This is a genomic window from Mycolicibacterium komossense, assembly GCF_025822605.1.
Lineage (GTDB): Bacteria > Actinomycetota > Actinomycetes > Mycobacteriales > Mycobacteriaceae > Mycobacterium > Mycobacterium komossense.
The window spans coordinates 407,137-433,983 of sequence record NZ_JACKTY010000012.1 but is presented as its reverse complement, the minus strand read 5'-3'; the positions used below and the strand labels follow the sequence as shown (position 1 = coordinate 433,983).

Below are 26,847 nucleotides of genomic sequence, written 5' to 3'. Positions count from 1 at the left end.
TTAGTATCCGGGCTGGGTGTACACGACGCCGGCTGGCCCCCTACGGTGAGGTCCGTGACCACGTTCGGGACCGCCGGCACGCGTGCCGTGGCCACCGCCTTCGCACTGGTCGCGCTGGCGGGCTGTTCGTCGGCATCCGAACCGCGGTCGCTGGCCGGGACCAGCTGGCAATTGACCGCGATCCAGTCGATGGACGATGCCGAGGGCAGCACCCCCGTCCCCGATCCCGGGGCTTTCACCGTGGCCTTCGGCACAGACGGCCACGCCACCTTCAGGTTCGACTGCAATAGCGGCAGTGGATCATTCGAGTCAACGCCGAGTGCTGACGGGACGTCGGGATCGCTGACCTTCGGCACGGTCGCCGTCACCGAGATGGGCTGCCCGGGGCCGTCGCTGGACCAGAAGGTCGGCGCGGCGCTGCCCCACGTGACGAGCTACCTGATCAGAGACGAGCACCTGAACATGTCACTGATGGCCGATGGCGGCATCTTGACCTGGCGACCAGCCGGCTAGAAAGCCGGCCACGGGATCGGTCGGCGCCGGTCCGGACTTGGCATCACAGGGATGTCCAGCAGGTTCCGGGCGCGGCCACGCAGCGCGGCGATCTCGGCGCGGGTGATGTGTGGGGCGAGCGCATCGGCCAGGGAATCGCCGGGACTCGTAAGACCCTCGACGATCATGCTCACCCTCTCCAATGTGTCGTCGTCGACGGGTTTACCCGCCCACCCCCACAGCACGGTGCGCAGCTTGTCCTCCGTGTGCAGACACAGGCCGTGATCGACGCCGTAGACCCGGTCATCGACGCCGTGCAGAATGTGCCCGCCCTTGCGGTCGGCGTTGTTGACCAGCACGTCGAACACCGCCATCCGGCGCAATCGGGCGTCGTCGGCATGGATCAGGGTGACCTCGTCGCCGGCATAGTCATAGGCCTGCAGGATCGGCAGGTAACCCGGCGGGAGCTTGCCCGTCGGGCACAGATCGACCAGATCGGGCCCGGCCGGGGCCGCCTCGTCCTCCACGGACTCGGCGTCGCCGGGCTGATCGACCCACCGCTGCACCATGCCGCTGCCGGCCGGCCCGTCGCGAATGATGGTCAGCGGCACGATATTCCAGCCAAGAGCGGCCGACACCAGATAGGTGGCCAGCTCGCGGCCGGCCAGGGTGCCGTCGGGGAAATCCCAGAGGGGCTGTTCACCGGCGACAGGCTTGTACACGCAGTGCAGGGTGCCCCCGCCGGGGCCGGCGAGCGAGGCCTCGCACAAAAAGGTGGCGTTACTGGCCGAGCGGATCCGGCCGAGTACTGTCAGCTCACCGCGTTGCAATACTTCTTCGTCTGCTGGGGTCGGGCTGACGCTAGGAGTCATTCGTCGGGGTCGACGTTGTCTGAGCCGTAGTCTGCCCCGAACAGCTCCGCCCGCTTGTACCCGTTGGTGCGCACGCAGATGTGGCCTTCGGAGTCCAGCGGCTCGTCGCACAGCGGGCACGGTGGCCGGCCCGCCGAGATCACTCGGGTGGACCGGTTGGCGAACTGGCGCGCCGATTCCGGGGTGAGGAACACCCGGACCGCGTCGGGGCCGTCCTCGGCGTCATCGAGGACGACGGAGGCGTCGAACTCGGTCTCGGTGACCGCCAGCAGCTCGACGACGACGGTCTCCGCCTCGGAGTCCCAGCCCAAACCCATGGTGCCGACTCGGAACTCGGCGTCGACAGGGGTGACCAACGGGCTCAGGTCGTCGACCTCGACAGCCTCGGGCGGCAACGGTGTGCCGAACCGGCGGTTGACCTCGACCAGGAGCGCGCCGATCCGCTCGGCCAGCACCGCAACCTGCTGCTTCTCCAGAATCACCGAGACCACGCGGGCGTCGTGAACGGCCTGGAGGTAGAAGGTCCGGTTTCCGGGCTGCCCGACGGTCCCGGCGACGAAACGGTCGGGTGTGCGAAAGACGTGAATTGCGCGGGACATGGCCCTTTCAAAATACCGGCAAAACGGCATCAGCTGTAATCGGCGACGCCGACCTTCGGCTACCGGGGGTGAATCTCACGACGCCTGAGCGCGGATTCCGTCGTGACGTTCACGCTCGGACGATCAATCGGTCGACCCGCCGACCACAGCGTCGCCTGACGGCGCGGCATCCTTGTCCCCGTCCTTGGGTGGCGGCGCGGTCAGCGAGGCGGCCAGCGCAGCACCGGTGTGATTGACGTGCACCACGAACGGGCGCACCGGGGTGTAACGAATCACACTGCAGGACGCCGGGTCCGCCGTGATCCGCTGAAAGCTGTCGAGGTGGCTGCCCAGTGCATCGGCGACGACGGACTTGATGACGTCGCCGTGGGTGCAGGCCACCCACAGCACATCGGCCTGGTGCTCTTCGGCCAGTTTGCGGTCGTGGTCACGAATGGCGGCGACGGCCCTGGCCTGGACTGCGGCCAGCCCCTCGCCCTCGGGGAACACCGCAGCACTGGGTTGCTGCTGGACCACCGCCCACAGCGGCTCCTTGACCAGATCGGCGATCTTGCGCCCGGTCCACGAGCCGTAGTCGACCTCGACGAGCCGGTCCTCGATCACCGGTTGCAGCCCCAGCTTCTGCGCGAGTGGTTCCAGGGTGCTGCGGCAGCGCAGCAGTGGCGACCGCACGAGAGCCTTGATCGGCAGCTCACCGAGACGCTCGACCAGGGCGGCGGCCTGCTCGCGGCCCTTGTCGTCGAGATCGACGCCTTCGGAGCGGCCGGCCAGCGTATGCGCGGTGTTGGACGTGGAGCGGCCGTGGCGCAGCAAGATGACGGTCATCGGTTCACAGTCTTGCACCCGCGCCGAGTCGCTAGGTTGCGGCCACGACTCCGGTCCCCAGCAGAGCGAGTACCACGACGCCGAGCACCAAGCGGTAGCCGACGAACCAGTACATGCTGTGGCTGCTGACGAAACGCAGCAACCAGGTGATGGCCGCGAAGCCGACCAGGAACGTGATGACCACCGATACCAACAGTTGCAGGCCGCTCGCGCTCATTCCCTCGGTGACCGGCGCAAAGGCATCCGGCAGCGAGAACAAGCCGGATGCCAGCACGGCAGGGATGCCGAGCAGGAACCCGAACCGGGCCGCCAGTTCACGGTCGAGATTCAAGAAGAGGCCGGCGCTGATGGTGGCTCCGGACCGGGATACGCCGGGGACCAGCGCTAGACATTGCGCAAAGCCGACGATGAGGCCGTCACGCCAGGTCAGTTGTTCGATCTGGCGGGTGCGCTTGCCGGCGTATTCGGCGGCGGCAATGACACCGGAGAAGACGATCATCGCCACGGCCACAATCCACAGGTTGCGCACGCCGGAGCGGATGGCGTCCTTGAACAGCAACCCGAGCACGCAAATGGGAATGCTGCCGATGATGACGTACCAACCCATGCGGTAGTCGATGTTGTCCCGGTGGGCTTTGACCAGCAGACCGTTGAACCAGGCCAGCAATATCCGCCAGATGTCCTTGGCGAAGTACACCAGCACGGCCAGTTCGGTGCCCAGCTGCGACACCGCCGTAAACGAGGCACCGGCGTCGTCAGCGAAGAGCACCCGCGACACGATCGCCAGGTGACCTGAGGAGGACACCGGCAGGAATTCCGTCAGACCCTGGACCACAGAGAGCACGATGACCTGCAGCCACGACATGGCGGGCACGGCGATATCCACGACGATGACCGTACCGGCTGGACGCTGAGGGGGCGCTGAGACGCACCACCGGCGCTGCGCGCAGTGACGTGTTAAGGCTTAGCGGGGTGGGCGCGGCACCGGCTGGGCGCTGGCCGCCGCATCGCGGACCGCTGCGGCCAGGCTGCGCTCGTCGTTCAGGTCGATGTCGATCAGCCTGCGGGTGGCGGCTGCGACCACGTCCTCGGCCTGCGGAACCGGGCCAGCTAACCGCGAGCGATAGATCTCGACCACCAGCTGTTGGCGTTCGATGTGGAAGGAAAAGCTCCTGCCGTCATCGACCTGGCCGAATCCACTGGCGTGGATACCGGTGGAGATGTCTTCGAACATAAGCGCGCGGTGATCGGCTTCCCAGTCCGCAGCGAGAGTCATCGGGCAACCCTAACGCTGTGTCCGTTCTGTGGGCCTATCCAACAGGACAGATTCCGCCCGATAAAGTTCTCGATGATTCCGCTCGTTCGCACCACCGAGAGTTACCCCTTGCCACGGCGCAACAAACACCCAGGTCAAACCCGTTTGGCCGGCTTGCTGGTCGCGATTTTCACTGTCGCAACTCCGCTGGCCGCCTGCTCGTCGAAGACCATCGACGCGCCGCCGCCCACCATCGAACCCGCAGGTCCGGCCGTCGCCCTGCCGGTCTCGGCCGCCCCCGCGGGCGCGGTCCGGCCGCTGAGCGGCAGCCCGGTGGCGGCTTTGGTCGATGCGGGTTCCGCCGCGCTGGTGGTGCTGCGTCCGGGAGTCGACGGTCGCGCCGAATCGTCGCTGACCGTCTTCGGTCCTGGCTCCGCCGCGCCGCGCACCATTCCTCTGCCCGGCCCGGCCACCTCCGTGGCCGGTGACGGCCGTGGTGTCGCCTACCTGTCGACCCTTGGCGGTTACTTCGTCGTCGACCTGGCAGCCGGCACCGCATCTCGGGTCGACATCAACGGCCAGCAGAACACCGATTTCACCGCGATCGCCCGGCGAAACGACGGCAAGCTGGTCCTCGGCAGCGCCGACGGCACTGTGTTCATCCTGGCCTCTGCCGGCGAGAACGCCACCGCCGTCGCTGAGCAGACGAAGATCTTCGCGCGCGTGGATTCCATTGTCACCCAAGGTGATACCGCCGTCGTCCTGGATCGCGGGCAGACCTCGGTGACGGCCGTGGGTCCCGACGGCCGCCCCCAGCAGGCGCTGCGCGCCGGCGACGGCGCTACCACGTTGGCGGCCGATCCGGCGGGGCGCGTGCTGGTCACCGACACCCGCGGCGACGAACTGATGGTGTTCAGCGTGGACCCGCTGATCATGCGGCAGCGCTACCCCGTGGCGCTGGCACCGTACGGCCTGACCGGCTCGTCGACACTGGCCTGGGTGTCACAGACCGCGGCGAACGTCGTCGTTGGTTACGATCTGGCCACTGGAATACCGGTGGAAAAGGTGCGTTATCCGACTGTGCAGCAACCGAACATCCTGGCCTTCGATGACTCCTCGGACACGTTGTACGTGATCTCGGGGTCCGGTGCCGGCGTGCAAGTGATCGATCACGCGACGGCGCCGCGATGACGACGGCCAGCCGCGGCCGGCTGCCACCGGGCTGGGATGTCGACCTGTCCGACGATTACGACTGGGTTCCGCTGCGACTGCCGCCCGACGTCACCAGGATCACCGCGTCGACGCGACTGTCCATCGAGGCCGAATACCGCGGCTGGGAACTGACCAAGGTGCGGCTGTACACCGATGGCAGCCGACGGGTGTTGTTGCGCCGCAAGAAATCTCGTGTCCTCAATCCCTGCGTCGACGACCTCCCGGAGCTCTAGCGTGACTTCTGCGGCCTACGGCGTACTACGCCGCGCGATGTTCCTGGTGCCACCGGAACGCATTCACACGCTGGCTTTCGCCGCGCTGCGGGGCGCGACGGTGTCCGGCGCCGTCCGACGTCGACTTCGGCGTCTCTTGGCCCCGAGCGATCCCGGGTTGGCGAGCACGGTGTTCGGGATCCGCTTTCCCGGACCGATGGGCCTGGCCGCCGGATTCGACAAGGACGGGCTCGGCGTCAACACTTGGGGCGCACTGGGCTGGGGGTACGCCGAGTTGGGCACCGTTACCGCGCAGGCGCAGCCGGGCAATCCCGAGCCGCGCCTGTTCAGGCTGCCCGAGGATCGCGGGCTGCTCAACCGGATGGGGTTCAACAACCACGGCGCAGGGGCGCTGGCTCTGCGCCTGACCCATCACTGTTCCGATGTGCCGATCGGGGTGAACATCGGCAAGACCAAGCTGACAGCGCCTGAGGATGCCGTCGAGGACTACCGCACCAGCGCCAGGCTGCTCGCCCCGCTGGCGGCCTATCTGGTGGTCAATGTCAGCTCCCCCAACACCCCCGGATTGCGTGACCTGCAGTCCGTCGAATCCCTGCGCCCCATCCTGGCGGCGGTGATGGAAGAAACGTCCACACCGGTTCTGGTGAAGATCGCCCCGGACCTCTCCGACGCCGATGTCGACGAAATCGCCGACCTGGCAGTCGAATTGGGACTGGCCGGCATTGTCGCCACCAACACCACCATCTCCCGCGCCGGGCTGCGGACCCCGGGGGTCACCGAGCTGGGTTCGGGCGGCATCTCCGGTCCGCCCGTGGCGCAGCGGTCCCTCGAAGTGCTGCGCAGGTTGTACGACCGGGTGGGCGACCGTCTGGTGCTGATCAGCGTCGGCGGTATCGAGACCGCCGACGATGCATGGGAACGCATCACCGCCGGCGCTTCCCTGCTGCAGGGATACACCGGCTTCATCTACGGAGGCGGCTTGTGGGTCAAGCAGATTCACGAAGGTATCGCCCACCGGCTGCACGCCGGCGGGTTCGCGACGCTGTCTGACGCAGTCGGGTCGGCAACGCGCTAGATCACCGCCGGGCCGCGAGCGCACGTGTGGGTCCACCGGCACCCGGCCTGTCGCGTACGACACGTGCGCTCGCGGGGGGCGTCAGTGCTGTTCGTAGGTCCCGGTGATCGTGGCCCGCGCGATGGCATTCGCGAACAGGTTGAAGCCGAGGTAAGCAGGTGAGGCGTCCTCGCTGAGTTCCAGCTTCTCCACCTTCACGGCGTGTACGACGACGATGTAGCGGTGCGCACCGTGCCCGGGCGGCGGGGCGGCGCCGACGAAGCGTCGCATGCCCGCGTCGTTGACGAGGGTGACGGCATCACCAGGCAGCTCGCTGCCGTCGCCGACGCCGGCGGGCAGCTCTGTCACGGTGGCAGGCAGGTTGGCCACGGCCCAGTGCCAGAACCCCGACCCGGTCGGCGCATCCGGGTCGTAGACCGTCACCGCGAAGCTGCGGGTCTCCTCCGGAAAACCCGACCAGCTCAGCTGCGGCGAGACATCTTCACCACCGGCCCCCATCAGCCCGCTGACGAACGAATTCGGTACCGGGTCGCCGTCGATCAGCGACGTCGATGTCAGCGTGAACGAGGGCAGCTCAGGCAGGAAATCGTAGGGGTTGTACGGAAAAGGCATCGGACGTCCTCTCGGTTCTTCGCGGTTCTGTCGGATCTAGCAGTTCTTCAGGAAGTGTTCCAGCACCTCGACGCCGAACTTCAGCGAGTCCACGGGTACCCGTTCGTCGACGCCGTGGAACAGTGCGGTGAAGTCCAATTCGGGCGGTAACCGCAGCGGGATGAAACCGAAGCACCGAATACCCAGGCGGGCAAAGTGTTTCGCGTCAGTACCGGCCGAAAGCATGTAGGGCACGGTGCGGGCCTCGGGGTCGACGGCCAGCAGGGCCGAATTCATCGCATCGACCAGGTCCCCGTCGAACGTCGTCTCGTACGAAGGCAGTTCGGTCATCCACTCCCGCGTCACGTCGGGGCCGATGATCTCGTCGACCTCACGCTCGAAGGCAGCCTGGCGGCCGGGCAGCACACGGCAGTCCAGCACCGCCTCGGCCGTCGCCGGAATGACATTGGCCTTGTAGCCGGCCTTGAGCATCGTCGGGTTGGCGGTATCGCGCAGCGTCGCATTGATGATCCGCGAGATCGAACCGAGCTTCGCGACGGTGCCCTCGAGATCGGGCGAGTCCGGGTCGAAGGCGTAGCCGGTCTCCTCGGCCACCGCGGTGAGGAATTCCTTGACCGCCGGGCTCAGCACCAACGGGAACTGGTGGTTCCCCAGCTTGGCCACCGCTTCGGCCAGAATCGTCACGGCGTTGTCGCGGTGGATCATCGACCCGTGGCCGGCGCGCGCCCTGGCGGTCAGCTTCATCCACAGCATGCCTTTTTCTGCCGTCTCGATGAGGTACAGCCGTCGCTCGCCGCCGTCTTTGCGCGGCACGGTCAGCGAGTAGCCGCCGACCTCGCCGACGGCCTCGGTGACGCCGTCGAACACATCCGGCCGGTTCTCCACCAGCCACCGGCAGCCGTACTTGCCGCCGGCCTCCTCGTCGGCCACGAACGCCCACACGATGTCGCGGGGCGGCACGATGCCCGTGCGTTTGAAGTGCCGCGCCACCGCGACCATCATGCCGACCATGTTCTTCATGTCGATGGCGCCGCGGCCCCACACGTAGTCGTCGACGACGGCGCCGGAGAACGGATGCACGCTCCAGTCGGCGGCCTCGGCAGGCACCACGTCCAGATGACCATGCACCATCAGCGCACCGCGCGAACGATCCGCACCTTCGAGGCGGGCGAATACATTGGCCCGCCCTGGCGCGCCGGACTCGACATATTCACACTCGTAGCCGACCGCTTCGAGTTGTGCGGCGACCCAGCGCGCGCAGTCCTCCTCACCTTTGGTGGTTTCCAACTCACCGGTGTTGGAGGTGTCGAACCGGATCAGGGAACTGACGAAGTCAACGACCTCATCGGTGGGCTGGATGGAGTGGTCGGGTTGGGCTGTCACAGGGCCATTCCTACCACTACCGACCAGTGCAGAAGCGCCTGGTTTGGGAACGGGCCGGCAGATCCGTTAGCCTAAGCTGCCCATCCCGTAGAGGTGGGCATGTCCGAGTGGCGGAATGGCAGACGCGCTAGCTTGAGGTGCTAGTGCCCTATTAACGGGCGTGGGGGTTCAAGTCCCCCCTCGGACACGTCCGGCGACACGACTTAGGTCGGCCGTCGCCGTGACCTGCCTTAAGTGCGGGTCGTAGTCGAGACGTAAACCTAAGCTGAAGTAAATCTCGGCACGTTCGGCCGGCGTAGCAGCATCCATGATCGCGCGGAGCCCGCCCAATTCCTTGATCACATTCTCGATCTCTGCGGCAGTCATGACGTGCGGTCGCTCAATGAGTTCAAGCTGTGCCTTCAGTTCGTCGCGCTCCGCGCTGCGCTGAACCAATGCACCCCTTAATTCATCGACGGCCACACCAGACTCCACCGCAGTCACCAAAGCCGCAATCTTGCGATTCACCTCGCCGAGTTGGCGTTGCAACACCGCATAGCGAGCAGTCCCAGCCGAGTCCGCATCCTGCCCACGAGCCAAATTCTCCGGGTCAGCCAGACTGGCGATCCATGGGTCGAGTCGCGAAGTCACATCGTCCTCACGCAGGTAGACGGTGCGTGGGTGATCTGTCAGATCAATGGGGACAGAACGCGATTTGCCCAGCTCACAGCGGTACAGAATGCGTGTTGATCGCTTGCCGGAGCGGGCCGCCCCCTGCATACGCCGTCCACACGCGGCGCAGAACAGCAGACCGCGCAGCGCGTACGGCACAGTCGATTCCCTGTCGGATATTCGACTTGGCCCCCTGCGCGCCCGGGTCCGAAGTCTGGCGGCCTCTGCCAGGTCGTCCGATATCAACGGCTCGTGCGTGCGTTGGTTCGGTTCGATCCAGTCCCCGGCGTCACGCCAGCGCATCCGCGTCTCATACCCCGCCGCGACATCATCCGGGTCCAGCAAAACCTCGAACTTCTCCTGCTTACCCCACACCCGAGTGCCGAGATATGTCGGGTTATCGAGCATCGCGCGGATCGCCGAATGGGACCAACCTCGCGGGTCACGATGCCGATTCCGGGCCGGGTCGTACTGACTCGGCGAGGGCACCCCTTCGTCAGTCAGTCGCTGCGCGATGAACCGCAGACCGGCCCCTTCGGCGTACATGCGATAAATCCGCTCGACGATCGGAGCTGTCACCGGGTCAGGATCGAGGCGGTGAATCCGTTGACCGAGATTCGCTTTCGCCGGATTGGGGTGCGGACCGGCATCGACTAGCCGGTAGCCGTACGGTGGCCGACCACCGAGATATCTGGACGAATCCTGCGCCAGCGCCGACATCGCCATGCGGACACGCATCTGGATTCGGGCGCGCTCCCCCTTACTCATCCCGCCGAAGAGAGTCATCACCAGGTCGTGTGCCTCCGAGCCCGGATCGACGGCGCCCCCGACCTCGGGCACCCACAAGCCGACTCCGTAGTGCGTAAGCACTGGGAAGGTGAGCGCGAACTGTGGGCCGTAGAAAGCACGGGCCGGTTCCCCGATCACCACAGCATCGAACGAGCGGTCCCGAGAGGAGACATCCGTAAGCAAGCGTGCAGCCTCTGGCCGGCGCTTCCACGGCAGCGATCGGCTCTGCCCGATATCGAAATAGTCGGCGACGAGAACGCCGCCATGCGGAGCGATCAGGTCCAAAGCACGTCGCTTCTGCCAGCTACGGCTCGCCTGAGGGTCTTGGGCATCCTCGGTGCTTACTCGGCCATAAAAGGCGAACTTAACGCTCACGCGACCCCTCTGCCTCCTCGGAGCTTCCGTCCCCGTACCGCCAGTATTACGCGTATCAGCGCGCGGTCGGCCTCATACGGCAGTACGTAGTCCTCGGGCATCACAACTCCAATAGCCTCTCCATGAGCGTCCGAGTCAGGAAAGGATCCGCGAGCGTTCAAGGCGCACATGCTCCTCTCTCCGGATTGAAGTTCGACCCATCGCGATCTCAAGGAGTCGATCGTGATGCGGTGATACTCCTGATTGTCGGGGCGTGATCGTCGCTGTGCTACGCCCCTGGAAGATCGGATTAGTCGATCGCCACAGCGTGAGCAGTGCAGTCCAAAGCCGGGCGAAGCCGCCGTTCGCCCGGGGTTGTCACGCTCTTTACTAGCGATAAAATGTTGATAGAATCCATTTAATGACATTTAAAGGTAGGTAGCTATGGTGAAGCGAGTGATCGCGCCGACCCGCGCCGCGATGGACGCCCTTGTAGTACTCGGTACACAGATCCGGGCGGCCCGGCACGACAGGAAGTGGACGGCCGCGGACCTTGGCATGCGCATCGGGGCTGACCCGCGCACCATCACCGCCATTGAACGCGGCGCAGCCGGAGTCTCCATCGGAACCGTGTTCAGTGCGGCGTCAGTAGTTGGCGTGCGACTGTTCGGCGCCGACGACGACGAGCTAGCCCGGCTTCGTCGGCGCGGCGAAGAGCGTGTGGCGCTGCTTCCGTCGCGTGAGTATCAGCCACGATCGATGGGATCGGACGCCGATGGCGCTCTCGACTTCTGAGGCGCCACGCGACGCGTTCGTCTGGGTCTGGCTCCCCGGCCACACCAACCCGATCCCAGCCGGACGGTTGCGCTTTCAGAGTCGCGGCCGCCGATACGAGTTCGGCTATGGCCGCAGCTACCTCGAACGCGATGACGCCATCAGCCTCTATGAACCCGAGCTCCCGCTGCGCTCTGACTGGCAGGCTCCACCCCCAAATATGTCGATTGCATCCGCGCTGCGCGACGCCGGCCCTGATTCGTGGGGTCAGCGCGTAATCCTGGAACGACTCCACGGTGTCGCCGGACGCGACGCCGATACGACCGACCTGGACCAGATCACCTACTTCCTGGAGTCGGGATCCAATCGCATTGGCGGGCTGGACTTTCAGACCAGCCCCGAGATCTACGTCCCGCGCGGGGCGTCGGCATCGTTGGACGAACTGCATGCTGCCGCGCACACGCTGGATCAGGGCCGCGAACTGAACGAGGAATTGGGAGCGGCGCTGCTGCGGGGAACCTCGATCGGGGGCGCCCGGCCCAAGGCGCTCATCGATGTCGACGGCAGGAGCCACATCGCCAAGTTCTCTTCGGCATCGGACCCGTATCCGGTCGTCAATGCCGAGGCGCTGGCACTGGAACTGGCTCGACGAGCCGGAATCGACACCACCGCATCGTTTGTCACCACATCGCTGGGCCGTGACGTCCTCGTCATCGAACGGTTCGACCGCCCCGCAGGCGGTGGGCGGCGGATCATCGTCTCGGCGTTGACCATGCTCGGGCTCGACGAGATGGAAGGCCGCTACGCCACCTACCCAGACTTGCTCGACGTGCTGCGCCGCACCAGTACCGACGCCGCCGTCGGCCGACGGCTGTTCGAGCGGATCGTGTTCAACGTAGCCATCGGCAATAACGACGACCACGCGCGCAACCACGCCGCCTTCTGGGACGGCAAGGCCTTAGATCTGACCCCGGCATATGACCTGTGCCCGCAGATCCGCTCTGGTGAGACCTCGTCACAGGCGCTGGCATTCGACCGCGAGGGAAACCGCGACAGCTCGTTCGCCGCGGTTGTTGCCGCTGCGCCGGTGTACGGCCTGACCACCGCAGAGGGACGTGCAGTCGTAGATGCCCAAGTCGCGGCCATCGAACACAACTTCGACGAGGCTGCTGACCTAGCCAAGCTGACCCGAGCGCAGCGCAACTTACTGTGGCGCAGGCAGATCCTGAACCCGTACGCGAGCTACGGATACACCGCGTCGTGATCGGAAGATTCGTGTAGTCGTTTGGCGAGCCACCTCCGCGGCGTGGATGGCGGCGCGGGCCGATCGGTCCAGGCCGCACAGCTCAGAGCACCAGCGGCGCTGCCGGCCAGCTCATGTCGATAGAAACCTGAGCCTCCGAGTTCCCGTCGACAATCCAGTGCAAATACCTCGCCACCGCCACGCTGCCGGTTGCGAGCAGCATGCGCGCCAATTCACGCTCCACCATGCCACCATGCCACCATGCCACGCCGCACAACGCCTCCGACTGCTCGCGGGCATCCTTGGCGCCTCCGACAATCACTCAGCGGGCGCCGAGTGTGCCTACACGCGCCACGCCGACCTGACCGACGTCTTCCCGACGATGGCCAACTTCTACGACATCACCATCACCTTCGCCGCCGGATAGGCATGGCCCATTCCACCCGGGCGGCAGGTACTCACTCAGTACCGGCCGCGGCGGGTCGACGACCACCGCCTGACCACTCTCACATGCAGGCGGTGCCGTGCGCACAACGACGTCGGATAACCCACCGCCAACCCGTACCGATTGGTACGCAGCATGATCCGGCGGCTATCGCGGCGGACGCGGTGTCTGCCGTACTCGTCTCCGACGATCGCCCCGGTGAAAAGCCATCAGTTCGTGGCGGCCGACGGCTTGCTCGAACCGGGCGATCTCGGCGGCATCACGAACCGGGTCGACCACCAGTTGTGGTGGTTGCGAGCTCCGTCGATCTGTCCTCACCGTGCGCTCGCGCTAACCCGACGCCGGCCACGTCTCGTCTGGCACGCCGATTGCTGGACTCACCGGCGGTGACATCACGGAGCACACCGCGGCAACGCCACCGCTCCGTGCGCCAGCGTCATCGGGGTTGCGGCGGGTCTGCGTCGCCTGGTCCGGGCCCAAGTCATTCGGTGCGGTCGATTCTGCGGAGCGGATCAGTTCGCGCAGCACCTTTCCGCTCACTCCGGTCAAGCCGGCGATGTCGCGCAGCGTCTGTCCGCGATTGCGCAGCGCGACGACCGCCTGACCGGCCGTGCGGCGATGCTCGGCGCGCTTGCCCTCGGCCTGCTTTTTGAGGCCGGCGGTCTTGGCTTCCAGCCACTCATCCACCGCGTCGAGCCGTTCCCGACTGGAGAAGAACACCGCCAGGTCCTCGGCATTGCGCGCGGCCCGTTCGAGCACTTCCTTCTGCGAGGCCTTCACCGCTTCGCGGGCGGCCCGCACCGCTGACTTCGATTTCGACACTTTGTTCGCCATGGCGCTCAACCTAAAACCTCCACCACCCCGCCAGCAGTGCCCCAACCACATGTCCTGCATCCGCGCAGCGGCCATTCCTACACTCCCCCAAGTGCATCTGACGCCGCACACCCACCTACCGCCCCCTCGGCCCGTCTTCACCTGCGCCCTTAGGTCGCCTTTCTGTGTCGATCACACCTAGTGCATTGAGGTCACGAAACGATAACGGCACTCGGTGCATCAACTTTGGGCGGTGCTGTAGGGGTGGTTGCGCCCTAGCGTTTTCGGGGTGATCGCGCGGTGATGGGCCTACACAAATTAACCGCCGGAGACGGGTACACCTACCTGCTCCGGCAGGTCGCCGTCGCCGATGGCACCGATCTGGGCCGGGCCAGCCTCACCGACTACTACTCAAGCAAGGGAGAGACCCCCGGACGCTGGGTCGGAAGCGGCCTGGCCGCACTCGGGCGGCCGGTCAGCCGCGACCCCGACAACCCTCTGGTCCAACAGCTTTGGGGGGTGCCCAAGGGCTCCGAAGTCACCGAAGATCAGATGAAGGCACTCTTCGGGGAAGGGCTGCACCCCAACGCCACCAAGATCACCGAACACCTCACCGGCATCGGGGTATGGGTCGACGGCGCACACGCCGCCGCCAAGCTCGGCCGCCCATTCCGGTTGGGCGCCAACGAGAACGACTTCACCCGCCGGCTGCGCGGCGCCTACAGCAGCTACAACCACACCATCGGCCGCGCCACCAACGCCCCGCTCGACCCGGAAGTGCGCGCCGAAATCCGCACCACCGTCGCCGCGGAAATGTTCGTCGAACGCTACGGCCGCACCCACCTCGACGAGCGCGAACTGACCGGGTTCATCGCCCGGCTCTCACGCCTAGACACCACCGCCGTAGCCGGGTACGACCTGACGTTCACCCCCGTCAAATCGGTATCCGCACTGTGGGCACTAGCCCCGCTGAGCATCGCCAAAACCATCGAAGACTGCCACCACAAAGCCGTCGCCGACACCCTGGCGTTCCTCGAATCCCAAGCCTGCTTCTCCCGCATGGGCACCAACGGTGTAGCCCAGGTCGACGCAGGCGGATTCATCGCCGCCGCCTTCGATCACCGCGACTCCCGTGCCGGGGATCCGAACCTGCACACCCACGTCGCGGTGAGCAACAAAGTATGCGCGATCGGCCCCGATGGCATCCCCCGCTGGCTGGCCCTCGATGGCCAACCGCTCTACAAAGCCAAGGTGTCGGCATCGGAGCTGTACAACACGTTGTGCGAGGCCAATCTGATCGCCGAACTCGGCGTCAGCTTCGCCAACGACACCCCCGAACCGGGCAAGCGGCCCGTCCGCGAAATCGTCGGCATGTCAGCCCAACTGATCGACGTGTGGTCGTCGCGCCGGGCGGCCATCGAGCACCGCGTCGGCCAACTCGCCAAAGACTTCCAACAGGTCCACGGGCGTGAGCCCAGCGCGGTGGAGATGCTGGCCCTGTCCCAGCAAGCCACGCTGGAAACCCGAGCCGCCAAGCACGAACCACGGTCGCTGGCAGAGCAGCGCCACCAGTGGCGGACCGAGGCCATCGGCGCCCTGGGAAGCCACCGCGAACTCGACGCGATGGTCGCCGCACTGACCTCCGGGCGGGCCCCACGCGAACGCGTCACCGTCACCGAGCAGTGGGTCGCCGAACAGGCCGCCAAGGTCATCGGCACGGTCTCCGCGTCACGCTCGACATGGCAGATCAACCATGTTCGCGCCGAGGTGTCAAGAGTCCTGCGCTACACCGACTGCCACGACACGCCACAGGTGGCGGAGCGCATCATCGCAGCCGCCTTGGGCACCCACAGCATCGCGTTGACGACCACCGCCGACACCGAGATGAACGAGCCCGACGTGCTGCGCCGCCGCGACGGCGCCAGCGTCTACACCCGCCACGACACCACCGCCTACACCAGCGCCGAGATCCTCGCCGCAGAGCGCCGAATCCTGCACGCCGCAGGGCTTTCCGGCGGCCATGTCGTCGACGACGACAGCATTGGCCTCGCTCTGCTGGAAGCCCACGCCCAGCACGGTGCGGAACTCAACGACGGCCAACAAACCCTGCTGCGCGACATGGCCACCTCCGGGGCCCGCGTGCAACTCGCACTCGCCCCCGCCGGCACCGGCAAGACCACCGCGATGGCCCCCCTTGCGGCCGCGTGGGCCAACAGCGGAGGCAACGTCATCGGCCTCGCACCGACCGCCGCGGCGGCCGAAGTCTTGGCCGCCGACCTCGGCGCAGCGACCGACACCATCGACAAACTGGTCCAACTTTCCGGGCGCGGCGGCGGTCCCCCACCGGCCGCCGATGACCCCGCCCGCACCTGGTTCGACCACATCGGCCCCCAAACCCTGATCGTGGTCGACGAGGCCGGCATGGCGTCCACCACAGGGCTGGATGCGGTGATCTCCCACGCCCTGGCCCACGGTGCCAGCGTGCGCCTCATCGGCGACGACAAGCAGCTCGCCTCAGTCGCCGCGGGCGGGGTGCTGCGCGACATCGTGGCCCAGCACGGGGCCCTCACACTGTCGGATGTCGTGCGGTTCACTGACCCCATCATCGGGGCCGCCGAAGGCGCAGCCAGCCTCGCCCTGCGTGACGGTGACCCCACCGGCATCGCGTTCTACCTCGACCACAGCCGGGTCCACGTCGGGGCCGAACACGTCGCCGCCGACATGGCCTATCAGGCATGGGCAGAAGCCATCGGCGAGGGCCGCGACGCCCTGCTCATCGCCCCCACCAACGAGCTGGTCGCCGAACTCAACGAACGCGCCCGCCTGGACCGGCTGCGCGGCGACCCGCACCCGGACAACACCCGCACCGTCACCCTGTCCGACGGGTTGACCGCCAGCGTCGGGGACTGGATTCTGACACGCAGCAACGCACGCTGGCTGCACATCCCCGGCGGCGGCTGGGTCAAAAACGGGCACCGCTGGGTCATCAAAGACATCAACGACCGCGGCACCGTCACGGTGTCGCGGCTGACCGGATCCGACACCGAATCCATGGCCCGGCTGCCCGCCCGCTACGTCCAGACGAACACCACGCTCGGGTATGCCCGCACCATCAACGGCGCCCAAGGATCGACCGCCCGCCACGAATGCCACGTGGTCGGCTCCGACACCTTGACCCGCGAACAGCTCTACGTCGCCCTTACCCGCGGCAGGCGCGAAAACCACATCTACTTCTCCACCAGCGAGGCCGACCCGCACGCCATCCTCACCCCCAAAGCCACCCACCCCCCGACCGCGGTGGACATCCTGTCAGGCATCCTGCGCCGCGACGGCGCACAGATCTCCGCGCACAGCACGCAACGTGCCGAACGCGATCCGTTCACCCGCCTGGCGCGCGCGGCCGACATGTACACCGACGCCCTCTCCAGCGCCGCCGAGCAGCTCGCCGGCACCGACACCATGGCCCGCATCGACGCCGCCGCCACCGCCCTGCGCCCCGACATCACCAACGCCGAAGCGTGGCCAGTGTTGCGGCGCAACCTGGCCCTGCTGGCCCTCGACGGCCACGACCCGCAGCAGGCGCTGGCGCACGCCGCGCAGCGCCCGCTCGGCAACGCCACCGACCCCGCCGCCGTGCTGGATTGGCGCCTGCCCACCCCCGACAACTCCGCCCTGGACATCGTCGGCCCGCTACGCTGGCTGCCCTCGATTCCCACAGCACTTCAGGACGAATCGGCCTGGGCGCGCTATCTCACTGCCCGTGCCCAACTCGTCGAAGCGATCGCCGAGCAGATCCGCGAACATGCCCGCGCCTGGACCCCGGCAACCGCACCGGTATGGGCGCGCCCGCTGGCCGGTCAACGACCCGGACTGCTCGCCGAAATCGCAGTGTTCCGCGCCGCCCACGACGTCGACCCCGCCGACACCCGCATCACCGGACCCACCCAGCACGCCAACCGCTCCGCGTCCTTCCAGGCCCTGCTCCATCAGCGCCTGGACGCCGCACTCATCAGCGGCGGACACGGCGCTACCCGGTGGCGCACCCTGGCCGAGGGCATCGACCCGAACATCACCGCCGACCCGTTCTGGCCACGGCTGGCCACCCACCTCGACCAAGCCGCGCGCGCCGGCGCGGACGTCGCCGCGCTCGTCAACGAGGCGATGGCCCGTCACGGCGCACTGCCCGACGAACTGCCCGCCGCCGCCTTGTGGTGGCGGCTGGCCGGCACCCTGGCCCCGGCCACCCTCGACGCCTCCAACGAACGGCTCCGCCCACCGTGGACGGCCGAGCTGCACTGCATCCTGGGCAGCGCGGCTGCCGAAACCATTACCGGTGACCCGGCCTGGCCCGCGCTGGTCGCCGCGGTCAACGCCTCGGACTGGCCATCAGCGGACCTGCTGGCCGCGGCGGCTGAGTACCTGCTCGACGCGCTCGACGACGACGCGATCCGCCCCGACGAATACGCCCGCGTTCTGACCTACCGCGTCGAGCTGCTCACCCACTACGCCGCCGACATCGACACCGACATCCCGCACCCCGCCGACAGCGTCGGACAATCATTGAACGAGCCGCCGCTGCACCCAATCGGCACCGATCACCTTGCTGATCCCGGCCAGGACGAGTACCTGAGCTACGACTCCGAATTCGAGGACAGTCTCGGCGATCTGGACTTCTACTCCCTGCTCACCGAGCGCCCAGCGGCCACCCCGAATCTCGACATCGACATCACCGAACTGCGGGCCCGCTGCGCTGAGGCCAAGGCGCGCGCTCGGGCGCTGGCCGAGGCGGTGCTCTCCGCGCGCGGGGGCCCGGCCGAGCAGGCCGCAGCAGGCGAACTGATCGCGCTGCACCGCCGCCACGTCGAGCAGCGGCCCTACCAACACGACGTGGCGCACGCACACGCCGGCTGGGTCGCCGCCGAAGCCGCCTACGAGGCCTTGGGGTTCCCGCTGAGTCTGCATTTCGAAGCGCCCTATGGTGTCTCGAAGCCGGCCTTCGACACCTTCGCCGAGATGCTGGCCTACTGGGCACCAAAACCGTGACCGGCACCCGGCTCCGCGCCACTCCGATGCGCGTCATGGGAATCGTCAACGCCACTCCCGATTCCTTCTGGGCGAAAAGCAGATTCGAGACGCTGGAGCGAGCAGTAAGCGCGGGGCGGCAGATGTTCGACTCCGGTGCATGGGCGGTCGACGTCGGCGGTGAATCGACCAGGCCCGACGCCGACCCTGTCTCGGTGGCCGAAGAGCTCGCCCGGGTCATACCTGTTGTCGCGGAATTGGTTCGGTTCGGCGTCGCCTCGGTCGATACTCGGCATGCCGAGGTCGCCGAAGCCGCGGTCGACGCCGGCGCCCGGATCGTCAACGATGTGTCGGGCAAGCTCTATGAAGTGGCCGGCCGCCTCGGCGTCGGCTACGTCAGCATGCATTCCCACACCGTGCCGGTGGTCGCCGGGGTCTATCCCAGCTACGGCGACGTCTGCACCGACATCACGGCCTTCGTCACGGACACCGCCCACGCCGCCGTCGATAGTGGCGCCTCCCGCGTGTGGGTTGATCCGGGGATCGGATTCGGGAAATCTCCCGCCGACAACGTGCGGCTTCTGCGCCACCTCCCTCAACTATGCGGCGGACCCTTCCCCGTGCTGCTGGGCGCCAGCCGGAAGTCGTTCTTGGGAGCCGTGACTGGGCGCGATGTAGACAATCGTCTCGCGGCCTCTCTGGCGGTCATCGGGCCGGCGTGGTCTGCTGGCGTGGACGTCATTCGAGTCCACGACGTGCCGGAGACGATCGACACCATCGCGATGCTGAATACGATCTGGGGCTGATGCCGGTGGACCAGTCCAGACCTACCGTCACCATGTGCCGTGGTTGCTGCTGCGGTACGACGAGAAAGCACCCCGGGTTCGATCACGACGCCCAGCTGGTACTCCTACGCGACCTGTTGCGGGGGGTAGCCAATTTTCGGATCACGGACTGCCTAGGACCCTGCGAGCGATCAAACGTCCTCGTGGTGTCCCCATCCAGAACAGGACATCAAAGCGGAGGACGACCGACATGGCTCGGGTTCGTCCTCGACGAAGACGCGGCGGCCGCCATCACCAACTGGCTGGGTGAGGGCGGCCCTGGCCTTACTCTACCCCCGGACAATCTGATGCGGTACCGGTTTGAGAGACCGAAAAGGCAGCGTCGACAGTCTGATTGACGGTCAGTTGACGACCACGAGCAGATCGCCACCTTCGACCTGGGCGGTGGCGGCGACCGCGACGCGCTTGACCGTGCCGGCCTTGGTGGCGGTAATCGCAGCCTCCATCTTCATCGCCTCGATGGTCGCCACGGTCTGGCCCGCCTCGACGGTGTCGCCCTCGACCACGGTCACGGTAACCACCCCGGCGAACGGTGCGGCCACGTGGTCGGGGTTGGTCCTGTCGGCCTTCTCCGATACCGGGACATCAGAGGCGATCGAGCGGTCTCGGACCACGACCGGCCGCAGTTGTCCGTTGATAATGCACATGACGGTCCGCATGCCGCGCTCGTCGGCGTCGCTGATCGCTTCCAACCCGATCAGTAATTCCACTCCGGGTTCCAGTTTCACCCGATGTTCTTCGCCGTGCCTCAGGCCGTAGAAGAACTGGTTCGCCGACAGCCGGCTGGTGTCGCCGAATTCCTCACGGTGCGCTTCGAACTCGGCGGTTGGCCCTGCGAACAGCAGATGATTGAGCATCGCCTGGCGCTTCGGTCCCGGCGCCGCCAGTACTGCTTCCTGCTCGGCGGTCAACTCCTGCTCCGGTTCCGCCAGGGAACGACCGTCGAGAGCCTTGGTGCGCAACGGTTCTGGCCACCCACCGGGTGGATCGCCCAGCTCTCCACGTAGGAACCCGATGACGCTGCCGGGGATGTCGTAGCGCGCCGGGTCTTGCGCGAACTCGTCCGCGCTGGCTCCTGCACCGACCAGCGACAGCGCGAGGTCCCCCACCACCTTGCTCGACGGGGTGACTTTGATCAACCGGCCCAGTACGCGATCGGCGCCGGCGTAGGCATTCTCGATGTCCTCGAACCGGTCCCCCAGTCCCAACGCGATGGCCTGCTGGCGCAGGTTGCTCAATTGGCCGCCCGGGATCTCGTGGGTATACACCCGCCCGGTCGGAAAAGCCGGTCCGGACGCCGCAACATCAAATGGCGCGTAGACCTTTCGCAGCGCCTCCCAGTACGGCTCCAGATCACATACCGCCGCCAACGACAGCCCGGTATCGAATTCGGTATGCGCCGCCGCAGCCACAATCGACGACAGCGACGGCTGGCTGGTGGTGCCGGCCAGCGGCGCTGCCGCCCCATCGACAGTATCGGCGCCCGCCGTCCAGGCGGCCACATAGGTCGCCAACTGCCCACCCGGGGTGTCGTGCGTGTGCACATGTACCGGCAGGTCGAAGCGTGACTTCAGGGCGGCAACAAGGGTTGCCGCCGCCGGCGCACGCAACAATCCGGCCATGTCCTTGATGGCAAGGACGTGGGCTCCGGCGTGGACGATCGATTCCGCCAGCCGCAGGTAATAGTCCAGCGTGTAGAGCTCCTCGTGCGGACTGCACAAGTCGCCGGTGTACGACATGGCCACCTCGGCGACGGTCGTGCCCGTATTCAGCACCGCGTCGATCGCGGGACGCATCGCATCAATGTTGTTGAGCGAATCGAAGATCCGGAAGATGTCCACACCGGTCTGCGCCGCTTCGTCAACGAACGCGTGGGTGACCCGCTCGGGGTACGGCGTGTAACCGACTGTGTTGCGACCACGGAGCAGCATCTGCAGGCAGATGTTCGGTAGTCCCTCGCGCAACGCCGCTAACCGATCCCAGGGGTCCTGCTTCAGAAATCGCAACGCCACGTCATAGGTAGCTCCGCCCCAGCATTCGACCGAGAGCAGCTCCGGCGTCATGCGGGCGATGTACGGTGCAACCCGCAGAAGTCCGCTGGTGCGCACCCGCGTAGCCAACAACGACTGGTGCGCGTCCCGAAATGTCGTGTCGGTGACGCCGACCTTCTTGGACTCCCTCATCCACCGCGCGAACCCGTCCGGGCCAAGAGCGGTCAGCCGCTGTTTGGAGCCTGGCGGTGCAGCCGCCGTCAGGTCGATATCGGGCAGCTTGTCGCGGGGGTAGACCGCCGAGGGCCGCGGTCCATGCGGCTGGTTGACGGTGACATCTGCCAGGTAGTTCAGGATCTTGGTGCCGCGGTCGGCGCTGGAGCGCGAGGTCAACAATTGCGGTCGCTCGTCGATGAATGACGTTGTGACGTGGCCGGACTGGAAGGCGGGATCGTCCAGAATAGCCTGCAGAAACGGGATATTCGTGGACACGCCTCGGATGCGGAATTCCGCTACTCCGCGTCGGGCCCGTCGGACCGCCGTGGCGAAATCACTTCCACGACAGCTGAGCTTGACCAGCATCGAGTCAAAATGGGCGGTGATGTCAGCGCCGACGTTCGTGCCACCGTCGAGACGGATACCTGCGCCACCCGGAGAGCGGTATCCGGTGATCCGTCCGGTATCCGGCCGAAACCCGTTCGCGGGGTCCTCCGTGGTGATCCTGCATTGGATGGCTGCACCGTGCATCCGGACTGTGTCCTGTGTAAGTCCGAGGTCCGCCAACGTCTCTCCGGCGGCGATGCGCAGTTGGGCGGACACGAGATCCACGTCGGTGATCTCCTCGGTCACCGTATGTTCCACTTGGATTCGCGGGTTCATCTCGATGAAGACATGGCGCCCTCGCTCGTCGAGCAGGAACTCCACCGTGCCCGCGCACGAGTATCCGATCTGGCGGGCGAACGCCACCGCGTCGTCACAGATCCGCGTACGAATACCCCGATCCAGATTCGGCGCCGGCGCCAGCTCGATGACTTTCTGGTGGCGGCGCTGCACACTGCAGTCCCGCTCGAACAGGTGAATGACCTCACCGGAACCGTCGGCCAGGATCTGCACCTCGATGTGACGGGGGTTGATCACCGCTTGCTCCAGGAACACCGTCGCGTCACCGAACGCCGATTCCGCTTCGCGCGAGGCGGCCTCGATGGCCTCGCGGAGATCGGCTGCGTCAGCGACGCGACGCATCCCGCGCCCGCCGCCGCCGGCGACGGCCTTGACGAACAGCGGGAATTCCATCGACGATGCAGCGGCCACCAGCTCGTCGACGTCAGCCGACGGTTCCGATGACGCCAGGACCGGCAGCCCGGCAGCCCGGGCCGCGGCGATCGCCCGGGCCTTGTTACCAGTGAGCTGCAGCACGTCGGCAGACGGGCCGACGAACGTGATACCGGCCGCAGCACACGCCGCGGCCAGTTCGGGGTTCTCCGACAAAAACCCGTAGCCGGGGTAGATCGCATCGGCGCCGCAGGCCAGCGCTGTCGACACGATCTGGTCGACGCTCAGGTACGCGCGAACCGGATGACCCTCTACGCCAATCTGATACGACTCGTCAGCCTTGAGCCTATGCAACGAGTTGCGATCTTCGTAGGGGTAGACCGCAACCGTGTCCACGCCCAGCTCGTAGGCGGCACGAAACGCGCGGATCGCGATCTCACCGCGGTTGGCAACCAGAACCTTGGAAAACACACGTCCCCTTCGAGCTGCGCTAGATGAGCGCGCGTTGAGGCTGGCCGGAGTATTCGGACAGCGGCCGGATCAACGCGTTTGACGCCGCCTGCTCCATGATGTGCGCGGTCCACCCGGTGATCCGACTCATCACGAACAGCGGTGTGAAGCTCGAGATGTCGAAGCCCATCAGGTAGTAAGCAGGACCGGTCGGGAAGTCGAGGTTGGGTTTGATCTTGGTGGCGGCGAACATGGAACTTTCCAGCGCGTTGTAGATGTCCATCCAGCGCTGGCCGTTGCGGGCCTCGACTACGCGGGTCAGTGCCGCCTTCATCGTCGGCACTCGGGAGTCGCCGTTCTTGTACACCCGGTGGCCGAAGCCCATCACCTTGTCCTTGCGGGATAGCTTGCCGTGCAACCATTCCGCAGCCCGGTCAGCCGACCCGATCTCGATCATGTCGTGCATGACGACCTCGTTCGCTCCCCCATGCAGCGATCCCTTCAAGGCTCCGATGGCAGCGGTCACCGCGCTGTAGATATCCGACTGGGTCGAAGTGACGACGCGCGCGGCGAACGTCGACGCGTTGAAGCTGTGCTCCGCGTAGAGGATCATCGACTGCTCGAATGCCTTGACGATCACCGGATCGGGCACCACGCCGAGACTCATCTGCAAAAAGTTCTCCGCATAGCTCAGATGGCTATGCGGTGCAATCGGTTCCAGCCCACGCCGGCGCCGGATATCCGCGGCGACGATCGTCGGGAGAACCGCGAACATCCGCAACGACTTGGCGTAGTTGGCGGCATGTGTGCTGTCGTCCTCGTCGGGGTCCTCGGCACCGAGATAGCTGATGGCGGTCCGCACCACATCCATCGGATGGCAGTTGTCGGGCAGCTTGGCCAGCAGGCCGAGCATGGAACGGTCGATACGCCGGGATGCACGTTCCCGTTGGGCGAAGAGCGCCAACTCCTGGTCGGTCGGCAGTTCGCCGTGCCACAGGAGATAGGCGACCTGCTCAAAGCTGCAGTGTGCGGCCAAATCTTGCACCGGGTAGCCGCGATACGTCAGCGAGTTGGTCTCGGGAACCACCTTGGAGATCGCGGTCGTGTCAACGACCACACCGGCCAACCCCTTGTGGATGGTGGGAGCACTCATGGTGTTACTCCTTGCAGCGCGAAGTTGTAGATATCGGAGTCGAACTGGTTGTAATCGGCGTAGCGCAGCAGTTCGTACAGCCTGCTGCGGTGTTGCATCTGGTCGAGCAGTCCTGCTTGCGTCCCGGCAGAATCGATCTCGCGCAATCCGACCTCGACGGCATGCATCGCCAGCCGAAGCGTGGTCACCGGGTAGATGACGACGTTGTAGCCGATGTCGGATAACTGGGCAGCGGTGAGCAGTTCCGACTTGCCGAACTCCGTCATATTCGCGAGCAACGGCGTGTCGACGGCTGCGCGGAACTGTTCGAAATCCAAAGGGGTGTAGAGCGCTTCGGTGAAGATCAGATCAGCGCCCGCTTCGGCGTAGGCCTTGGCCCTGTCGATCGCGGCGGGTACGCCTTCGATCCCGGCGGCATCGGTCCTGGCGCAGATGATGAAATTCGGATCGCGCCGCGCCGCAACTGCCGCCCGGATCCGCTTGACCATCTCGGAGGTCGGGACCACGGCCTTGCCGTCCAGGTGGCCGCACCGCTTCGGATTCACCTGGTCTTCCAGGTGGCAGCCGGCCAGGCCGGCATCTTCCAAGACCGTGACGGTGCGCGCCGCGCTCATCGGCTCACCGAATCCGGTGTCCGCATCGATCAACGTCGGTAGATCGGTGACACCGGCGATCTGGCCCCCGCGGGTGGTGACCTCGGTGAGGGTTGTCAGGCCGATATCGGGCAGTCCGAGGTCATTGGACAACACCGCACCGGACACGTACACCCCATCGAAGCCGATCTCGGCAACGAGCTTGGCGACCAGCGGGGAGAACGCTCCTGGAAAGCGAAGCAGCCGACCGGATTCCAGGCCACGACGAAACCGGGCGCGTTTGTCGGCGGGTGATGCCACCGCGCCGATGAGGCCGCCGGTCACGAGAAGATTCCCGCCGGTATGGTCGGTGCCTTGTCGAGCACCCGCGGATCGACCAACACATTGAGCCGGTCGACCTCGCCGGGCTTGAGGCCGGCCAACTCGCCGACCGTCAACAGGAAACGCTCCTGCTCGGCTTCTTCGACGACCCCCTCGGCCAATTCACTGAACTTGGCGACGTACTGGTCGCGTTCGAAGGGCCGCGCACCCAGCGGATGGGCGTCAGCGACGGCCAGCTCGTCGGAGATGACGTCACCGTTCTTGAGTGTCACTACCGCCTTGGCGCCGAACGCCTTCTCCGCGGGATCAGCGGAGTGATACCGGCGGGTCCACTCGGGATCCTCGACCGTGGAGATCTTGCGCCACAACTCGATCGTGTCGGGACGGTGCGCACGCTCAGGTGCGTAGGACCGTTCGTGATGCCAAGAGCCGTCCTGCAACGCCACCGCGAAGATGTACATCACGGAGTGGTCGAGGGTTTCGCGCGATGCGTCGGGATCGAATTTCTGCGGGTCATTGGAGCCGGTGCCGATCACGACATGGGTGTGATGGCTGGTGTGCAACACGATCGTGGCGATCTGATCGAGATCACCGATGCGATCCCGAAGTCGGCGGGCCAAGTCGATCGGCGCCTGGCTCTGGTATTCGGCGGAGTGTTCCTTGGTGTAGCTGTCCAGGATGGCGCGCTTGGGTTCGCCCGGTTTCGGCAGCGGCACCTGATAGGTGTGCTCGGGGCCCGACAACAGCCAGGCAATGACGCCGTCCTCGCCTTCCCAGATGGGGGCGGGCGAGCCCTCGCCGCGCATCGCACGGTCGACCGCTTCGATCGCGATCTTGCCGGCCAGGGCCGGGGCGTAGGCCTTCCAGCTCGAGATCAGTCCCTTGCGTGATTGGCGGGTGGCCGTGGTTAGGTGTAGTGCCTGCCCGAGGGCGTTGTAGATGGTTTGTGGGTCCAGACGCAACATGGTTCCCAGGCCGGCGGCCACCGCGGGTCCGAGGTGAGCGACATGGTCGATCTTGTGCTCGTGCAGGCAGATTCCCTTGACGAGATCGATTTGGACCTCGTATGCGGTGGCAATACCACGGATCAGGTCGGCGCCGCGGACGTCGAGATGCTGGGCGACGGCGACCAAAGCCGGGATGTTGTCACCGGGGTGCGAGTACTCGGCGGCCAGGAACGTGTCGTGGAAGTCCAGCTCGCGGACGGCGACTCCGTTCGCCCAGGCGGCCCATTCCGGTGAGACGCTCCCGGGGACACCGAAGACCTTGGCGCCGCTGCGCGCAGTGCGATGCGCGAGGGCCTGAGTGCGGGCCACGGTGACCGGCCGCCGGATGACCGAAGCCGCCGACACTGCGGCGTTGTCGATGATGCGGTTGATGACCATCGCTTCGGTTTCCGCCGGAACGGCCACCGGGTCGGCCGCCATTTCGGCGATCTTCCACGCGAGGTGTTCGGAGCGCGGGAACTCCTCGGCGCTGCGCCGGGTCCGGACGTCATGAAACTGCAAGCTCGACATGATTCGCACAGTACGCAGGCAGTCACAGACACAAAACCCACTGTAAATGCGTAATT

At 66.2% G+C, this 26,847-nt stretch carries 23 protein-coding genes and 1 tRNA gene; 10 read left to right on the top strand and 14 right to left on the bottom strand.

From position 1 onward, the window contains the following. Positions 1 to 54 precede the first annotated feature (54 nt). Positions 55 to 513, top strand: coding sequence for an META domain-containing protein (locus H7J73_RS04015; RefSeq protein ID WP_264065919.1), 459 nt, complete (start codon positions 55 to 57; stop codon positions 511 to 513). Here H7J73_RS04015 and H7J73_RS04010 read toward each other — a convergent pair. The 5 genes from H7J73_RS04010 to H7J73_RS03990 form a co-directional block, all read right to left on the bottom strand. After that, positions 510 to 1,364, bottom strand: coding sequence for an Rv2133c family protein (locus H7J73_RS04010; RefSeq protein WP_264065918.1), 855 nt, complete (start codon positions 1,362 to 1,364; stop codon positions 510 to 512). The two genes, H7J73_RS04015 and H7J73_RS04010, sit on opposite strands and share 4 nt — an antisense overlap. Beyond that, entirely contained in the window at positions 1,361 to 1,963 is a 603-nt protein-coding gene (locus H7J73_RS04005) for an Rv2134c family protein (protein WP_264065917.1), read from the bottom strand. The genes H7J73_RS04010 and H7J73_RS04005 overlap by 4 nt, the downstream gene beginning before the upstream one ends. 123 nt (positions 1,964 to 2,086) lie before the next feature. Continuing rightward, positions 2,087 to 2,788, bottom strand: coding sequence for a histidine phosphatase family protein (locus H7J73_RS04000; protein ID WP_264065916.1), 702 nt, complete (start codon positions 2,786 to 2,788; stop codon positions 2,087 to 2,089). 31 nt (positions 2,789 to 2,819) lie between these two features. After that, entirely contained in the window at positions 2,820 to 3,653 is an 834-nt protein-coding gene (locus tag H7J73_RS03995; RefSeq protein WP_264066015.1) for an undecaprenyl-diphosphate phosphatase, read from the bottom strand. Between the two features lie 99 nt (positions 3,654 to 3,752). Further along, positions 3,753 to 4,064, bottom strand: coding sequence for a hypothetical protein (locus tag H7J73_RS03990; RefSeq protein WP_264065915.1), 312 nt, complete (start codon positions 4,062 to 4,064; stop codon positions 3,753 to 3,755). Positions 4,065 to 4,172: 108 nt separating this feature from the next. Between H7J73_RS03990 and H7J73_RS03985 the strand changes: the two genes are divergently transcribed. Genes H7J73_RS03985 through H7J73_RS03975 form a run of 3 tightly spaced genes read left to right on the top strand, consistent with a single transcriptional unit; the run spans position 4,173 to position 6,563 of the window. Then, positions 4,173 to 5,234, top strand: coding sequence for a YncE family protein (locus H7J73_RS03985; RefSeq protein ID WP_435405418.1), 1,062 nt, complete (start codon positions 4,173 to 4,175; stop codon positions 5,232 to 5,234). After that, on the top strand, positions 5,231 to 5,488 hold the full coding sequence (locus tag H7J73_RS03980; RefSeq protein WP_264065913.1) for a DUF5703 family protein: 258 nt from the start codon (positions 5,231 to 5,233) through the stop codon (positions 5,486 to 5,488). The genes H7J73_RS03985 and H7J73_RS03980 overlap by 4 nt, the downstream gene beginning before the upstream one ends. A gap of 1 nt (position 5,489) precedes the next feature. Continuing rightward, entirely contained in the window at positions 5,490 to 6,563 is a 1,074-nt protein-coding gene (locus H7J73_RS03975; RefSeq protein WP_264065912.1) for a quinone-dependent dihydroorotate dehydrogenase, read from the top strand. A gap of 81 nt (positions 6,564 to 6,644) precedes the next feature. Here H7J73_RS03975 and H7J73_RS03970 read toward each other — a convergent pair whose 3' ends face one another. Both H7J73_RS03970 and H7J73_RS03965 read right to left on the bottom strand, forming a co-directional pair. After that, positions 6,645 to 7,175 (bottom strand): YbhB/YbcL family Raf kinase inhibitor-like protein, encoded by a 531-nt coding sequence (locus tag H7J73_RS03970; RefSeq protein WP_264065910.1) that lies wholly within the window; start codon positions 7,173 to 7,175, stop codon positions 6,645 to 6,647. Between the two features lie 36 nt (positions 7,176 to 7,211). After that, positions 7,212 to 8,558 (bottom strand): M20/M25/M40 family metallo-hydrolase, encoded by a 1,347-nt coding sequence (locus tag H7J73_RS03965; RefSeq protein ID WP_264065909.1) that lies wholly within the window; start codon positions 8,556 to 8,558, stop codon positions 7,212 to 7,214. Positions 8,559 to 8,659: 101 nt separating this feature from the next. On the opposite strand from H7J73_RS03965, the gene H7J73_RS03960 reads away from it, so the two are divergent. After that, positions 8,660 to 8,745: transfer RNA gene (locus H7J73_RS03960), tRNA-Leu, on the top strand. On the opposite strand, the gene H7J73_RS03955 is transcribed toward H7J73_RS03960, so the two are convergent. Further along, positions 8,727 to 10,373 (bottom strand): recombinase family protein, encoded by a 1,647-nt coding sequence (locus H7J73_RS03955; RefSeq protein ID WP_264003176.1) that lies wholly within the window; start codon positions 10,371 to 10,373, stop codon positions 8,727 to 8,729. The two genes, H7J73_RS03960 and H7J73_RS03955, sit on opposite strands and share 19 nt — an antisense overlap. 423 nt (positions 10,374 to 10,796) lie before the next feature. Between H7J73_RS03955 and H7J73_RS03950 the strand changes: the two genes are divergently transcribed. Further along, a complete protein-coding gene (locus H7J73_RS03950) occupies positions 10,797 to 11,147 on the top strand; it encodes a helix-turn-helix domain-containing protein (protein WP_094484326.1) in 351 nt (116 codons plus the stop codon). Continuing rightward, entirely contained in the window at positions 11,128 to 12,390 is a 1,263-nt protein-coding gene (locus H7J73_RS03945; RefSeq protein WP_094484325.1) for a type II toxin-antitoxin system HipA family toxin, read from the top strand. The genes H7J73_RS03950 and H7J73_RS03945 overlap by 20 nt, the downstream gene beginning before the upstream one ends. 82 nt (positions 12,391 to 12,472) lie before the next feature. Here H7J73_RS03945 and H7J73_RS03940 read toward each other — a convergent pair whose 3' ends face one another. Then, a complete protein-coding gene (locus tag H7J73_RS03940; protein ID WP_264065908.1) occupies positions 12,473 to 12,616 on the bottom strand; it encodes a hypothetical protein in 144 nt (47 codons plus the stop codon). Positions 12,617 to 12,622: 6 nt separating this feature from the next. On the opposite strand from H7J73_RS03940, the gene H7J73_RS03935 reads away from it, so the two are divergent. Continuing rightward, positions 12,623 to 12,796 carry a hypothetical protein gene (locus H7J73_RS03935; RefSeq protein ID WP_165774330.1) on the top strand — a complete coding sequence of 58 codons (174 nt, stop codon included), beginning with the start codon at positions 12,623 to 12,625 and terminating at the stop codon, positions 12,794 to 12,796. A 348-nt stretch (positions 12,797 to 13,144) separates the two neighbouring features. On the opposite strand, the gene H7J73_RS03930 is transcribed toward H7J73_RS03935, so the two are convergent. Further along, the gene (locus H7J73_RS03930) at positions 13,145 to 13,648 is read right to left on the bottom strand and encodes a hypothetical protein (protein WP_094484324.1); all 504 of its coding nucleotides are present in this window, start codon (positions 13,646 to 13,648) and stop codon (positions 13,145 to 13,147) included. Positions 13,649 to 13,930: 282 nt separating this feature from the next. Between H7J73_RS03930 and mobF the strand changes: the two genes are divergently transcribed. Both mobF and folP read left to right on the top strand, forming a co-directional pair. Further along, positions 13,931 to 18,670 (top strand): MobF family relaxase, encoded by a 4,740-nt coding sequence (gene mobF, locus H7J73_RS33490; protein WP_276030844.1) that lies wholly within the window; start codon positions 13,931 to 13,933, stop codon positions 18,668 to 18,670. After that, on the top strand, positions 18,667 to 19,455 hold the full coding sequence (gene folP / locus H7J73_RS03915) for a dihydropteroate synthase (protein ID WP_264065907.1): 789 nt from the start codon (positions 18,667 to 18,669) through the stop codon (positions 19,453 to 19,455). Before mobF ends, folP begins: the two co-directional genes overlap by 4 nt. A gap of 380 nt (positions 19,456 to 19,835) precedes the next feature. On the opposite strand, the gene H7J73_RS03910 is transcribed toward folP, so the two are convergent. From H7J73_RS03910 to prpD, 4 genes are read right to left on the bottom strand one after another with little or no spacing between them, the layout of a single operon-like run. Then, entirely contained in the window at positions 19,836 to 23,228 is a 3,393-nt protein-coding gene (locus H7J73_RS03910; RefSeq protein WP_094483539.1) for a pyruvate carboxylase, read from the bottom strand. A 19-nt stretch (positions 23,229 to 23,247) separates the two neighbouring features. After that, positions 23,248 to 24,360 (bottom strand): bifunctional 2-methylcitrate synthase/citrate synthase, encoded by a 1,113-nt coding sequence (locus H7J73_RS03905; RefSeq protein WP_094483538.1) that lies wholly within the window; start codon positions 24,358 to 24,360, stop codon positions 23,248 to 23,250. After that, on the bottom strand, positions 24,357 to 25,277 hold the full coding sequence (gene prpB, locus H7J73_RS03900) for a methylisocitrate lyase (RefSeq protein WP_094483537.1): 921 nt from the start codon (positions 25,275 to 25,277) through the stop codon (positions 24,357 to 24,359). Before prpB ends, H7J73_RS03905 begins: the two co-directional genes overlap by 4 nt. Then, on the bottom strand, positions 25,274 to 26,782 hold the full coding sequence (gene prpD / locus H7J73_RS03895) for a 2-methylcitrate dehydratase PrpD (protein ID WP_207760758.1): 1,509 nt from the start codon (positions 26,780 to 26,782) through the stop codon (positions 25,274 to 25,276). Before prpD ends, prpB begins: the two co-directional genes overlap by 4 nt. Positions 26,783 to 26,847 lie beyond the last annotated feature (65 nt).

Bases quoted from the DNA above. Each gene is read 5' to 3' on its own strand.
- H7J73_RS04010 (WP_264065918.1), bottom strand. From the start codon at position 1,364: ATGACTCCTAGCGTCAGCCCGACCCCAGCAGACGAAGAAGTATTGCAA.
- H7J73_RS04005 (WP_264065917.1), bottom strand. From the start codon at position 1,963: ATGTCCCGCGCAATTCACGTCTTTCGCACACCCGACCGTTTCGTCGCC.
- H7J73_RS04000 (WP_264065916.1), bottom strand. From the start codon at position 2,788: ATGACCGTCATCTTGCTGCGCCACGGCCGCTCCACGTCCAACACCGCG.
- H7J73_RS03995 (WP_264066015.1), bottom strand. From the start codon at position 3,653: ATGTCGTGGCTGCAGGTCATCGTGCTCTCTGTGGTCCAGGGTCTGACG.
- H7J73_RS03990 (WP_264065915.1), bottom strand. From the start codon at position 4,064: ATGACTCTCGCTGCGGACTGGGAAGCCGATCACCGCGCGCTTATGTTC.
- H7J73_RS03980 (WP_264065913.1), top strand. From the start codon at position 5,231: ATGACGACGGCCAGCCGCGGCCGGCTGCCACCGGGCTGGGATGTCGAC.
- H7J73_RS03970 (WP_264065910.1), bottom strand. From the start codon at position 7,175: ATGCCTTTTCCGTACAACCCCTACGATTTCCTGCCTGAGCTGCCCTCG.
- H7J73_RS03950 (WP_094484326.1), top strand. From the start codon at position 10,797: ATGGTGAAGCGAGTGATCGCGCCGACCCGCGCCGCGATGGACGCCCTT.
- H7J73_RS03945 (WP_094484325.1), top strand. From the start codon at position 11,128: ATGGCGCTCTCGACTTCTGAGGCGCCACGCGACGCGTTCGTCTGGGTC.
- H7J73_RS03940 (WP_264065908.1), bottom strand. From the start codon at position 12,616: ATGGTGGAGCGTGAATTGGCGCGCATGCTGCTCGCAACCGGCAGCGTG.
- H7J73_RS03935 (WP_165774330.1), top strand. From the start codon at position 12,623: ATGCCACCATGCCACGCCGCACAACGCCTCCGACTGCTCGCGGGCATC.
- H7J73_RS03930 (WP_094484324.1), bottom strand. From the start codon at position 13,648: ATGGCGAACAAAGTGTCGAAATCGAAGTCAGCGGTGCGGGCCGCCCGC.
- mobF (WP_276030844.1), top strand. From the start codon at position 13,931: ATGGGCCTACACAAATTAACCGCCGGAGACGGGTACACCTACCTGCTC.
- H7J73_RS03905 (WP_094483538.1), bottom strand. From the start codon at position 24,360: ATGAGTGCTCCCACCATCCACAAGGGGTTGGCCGGTGTGGTCGTTGAC.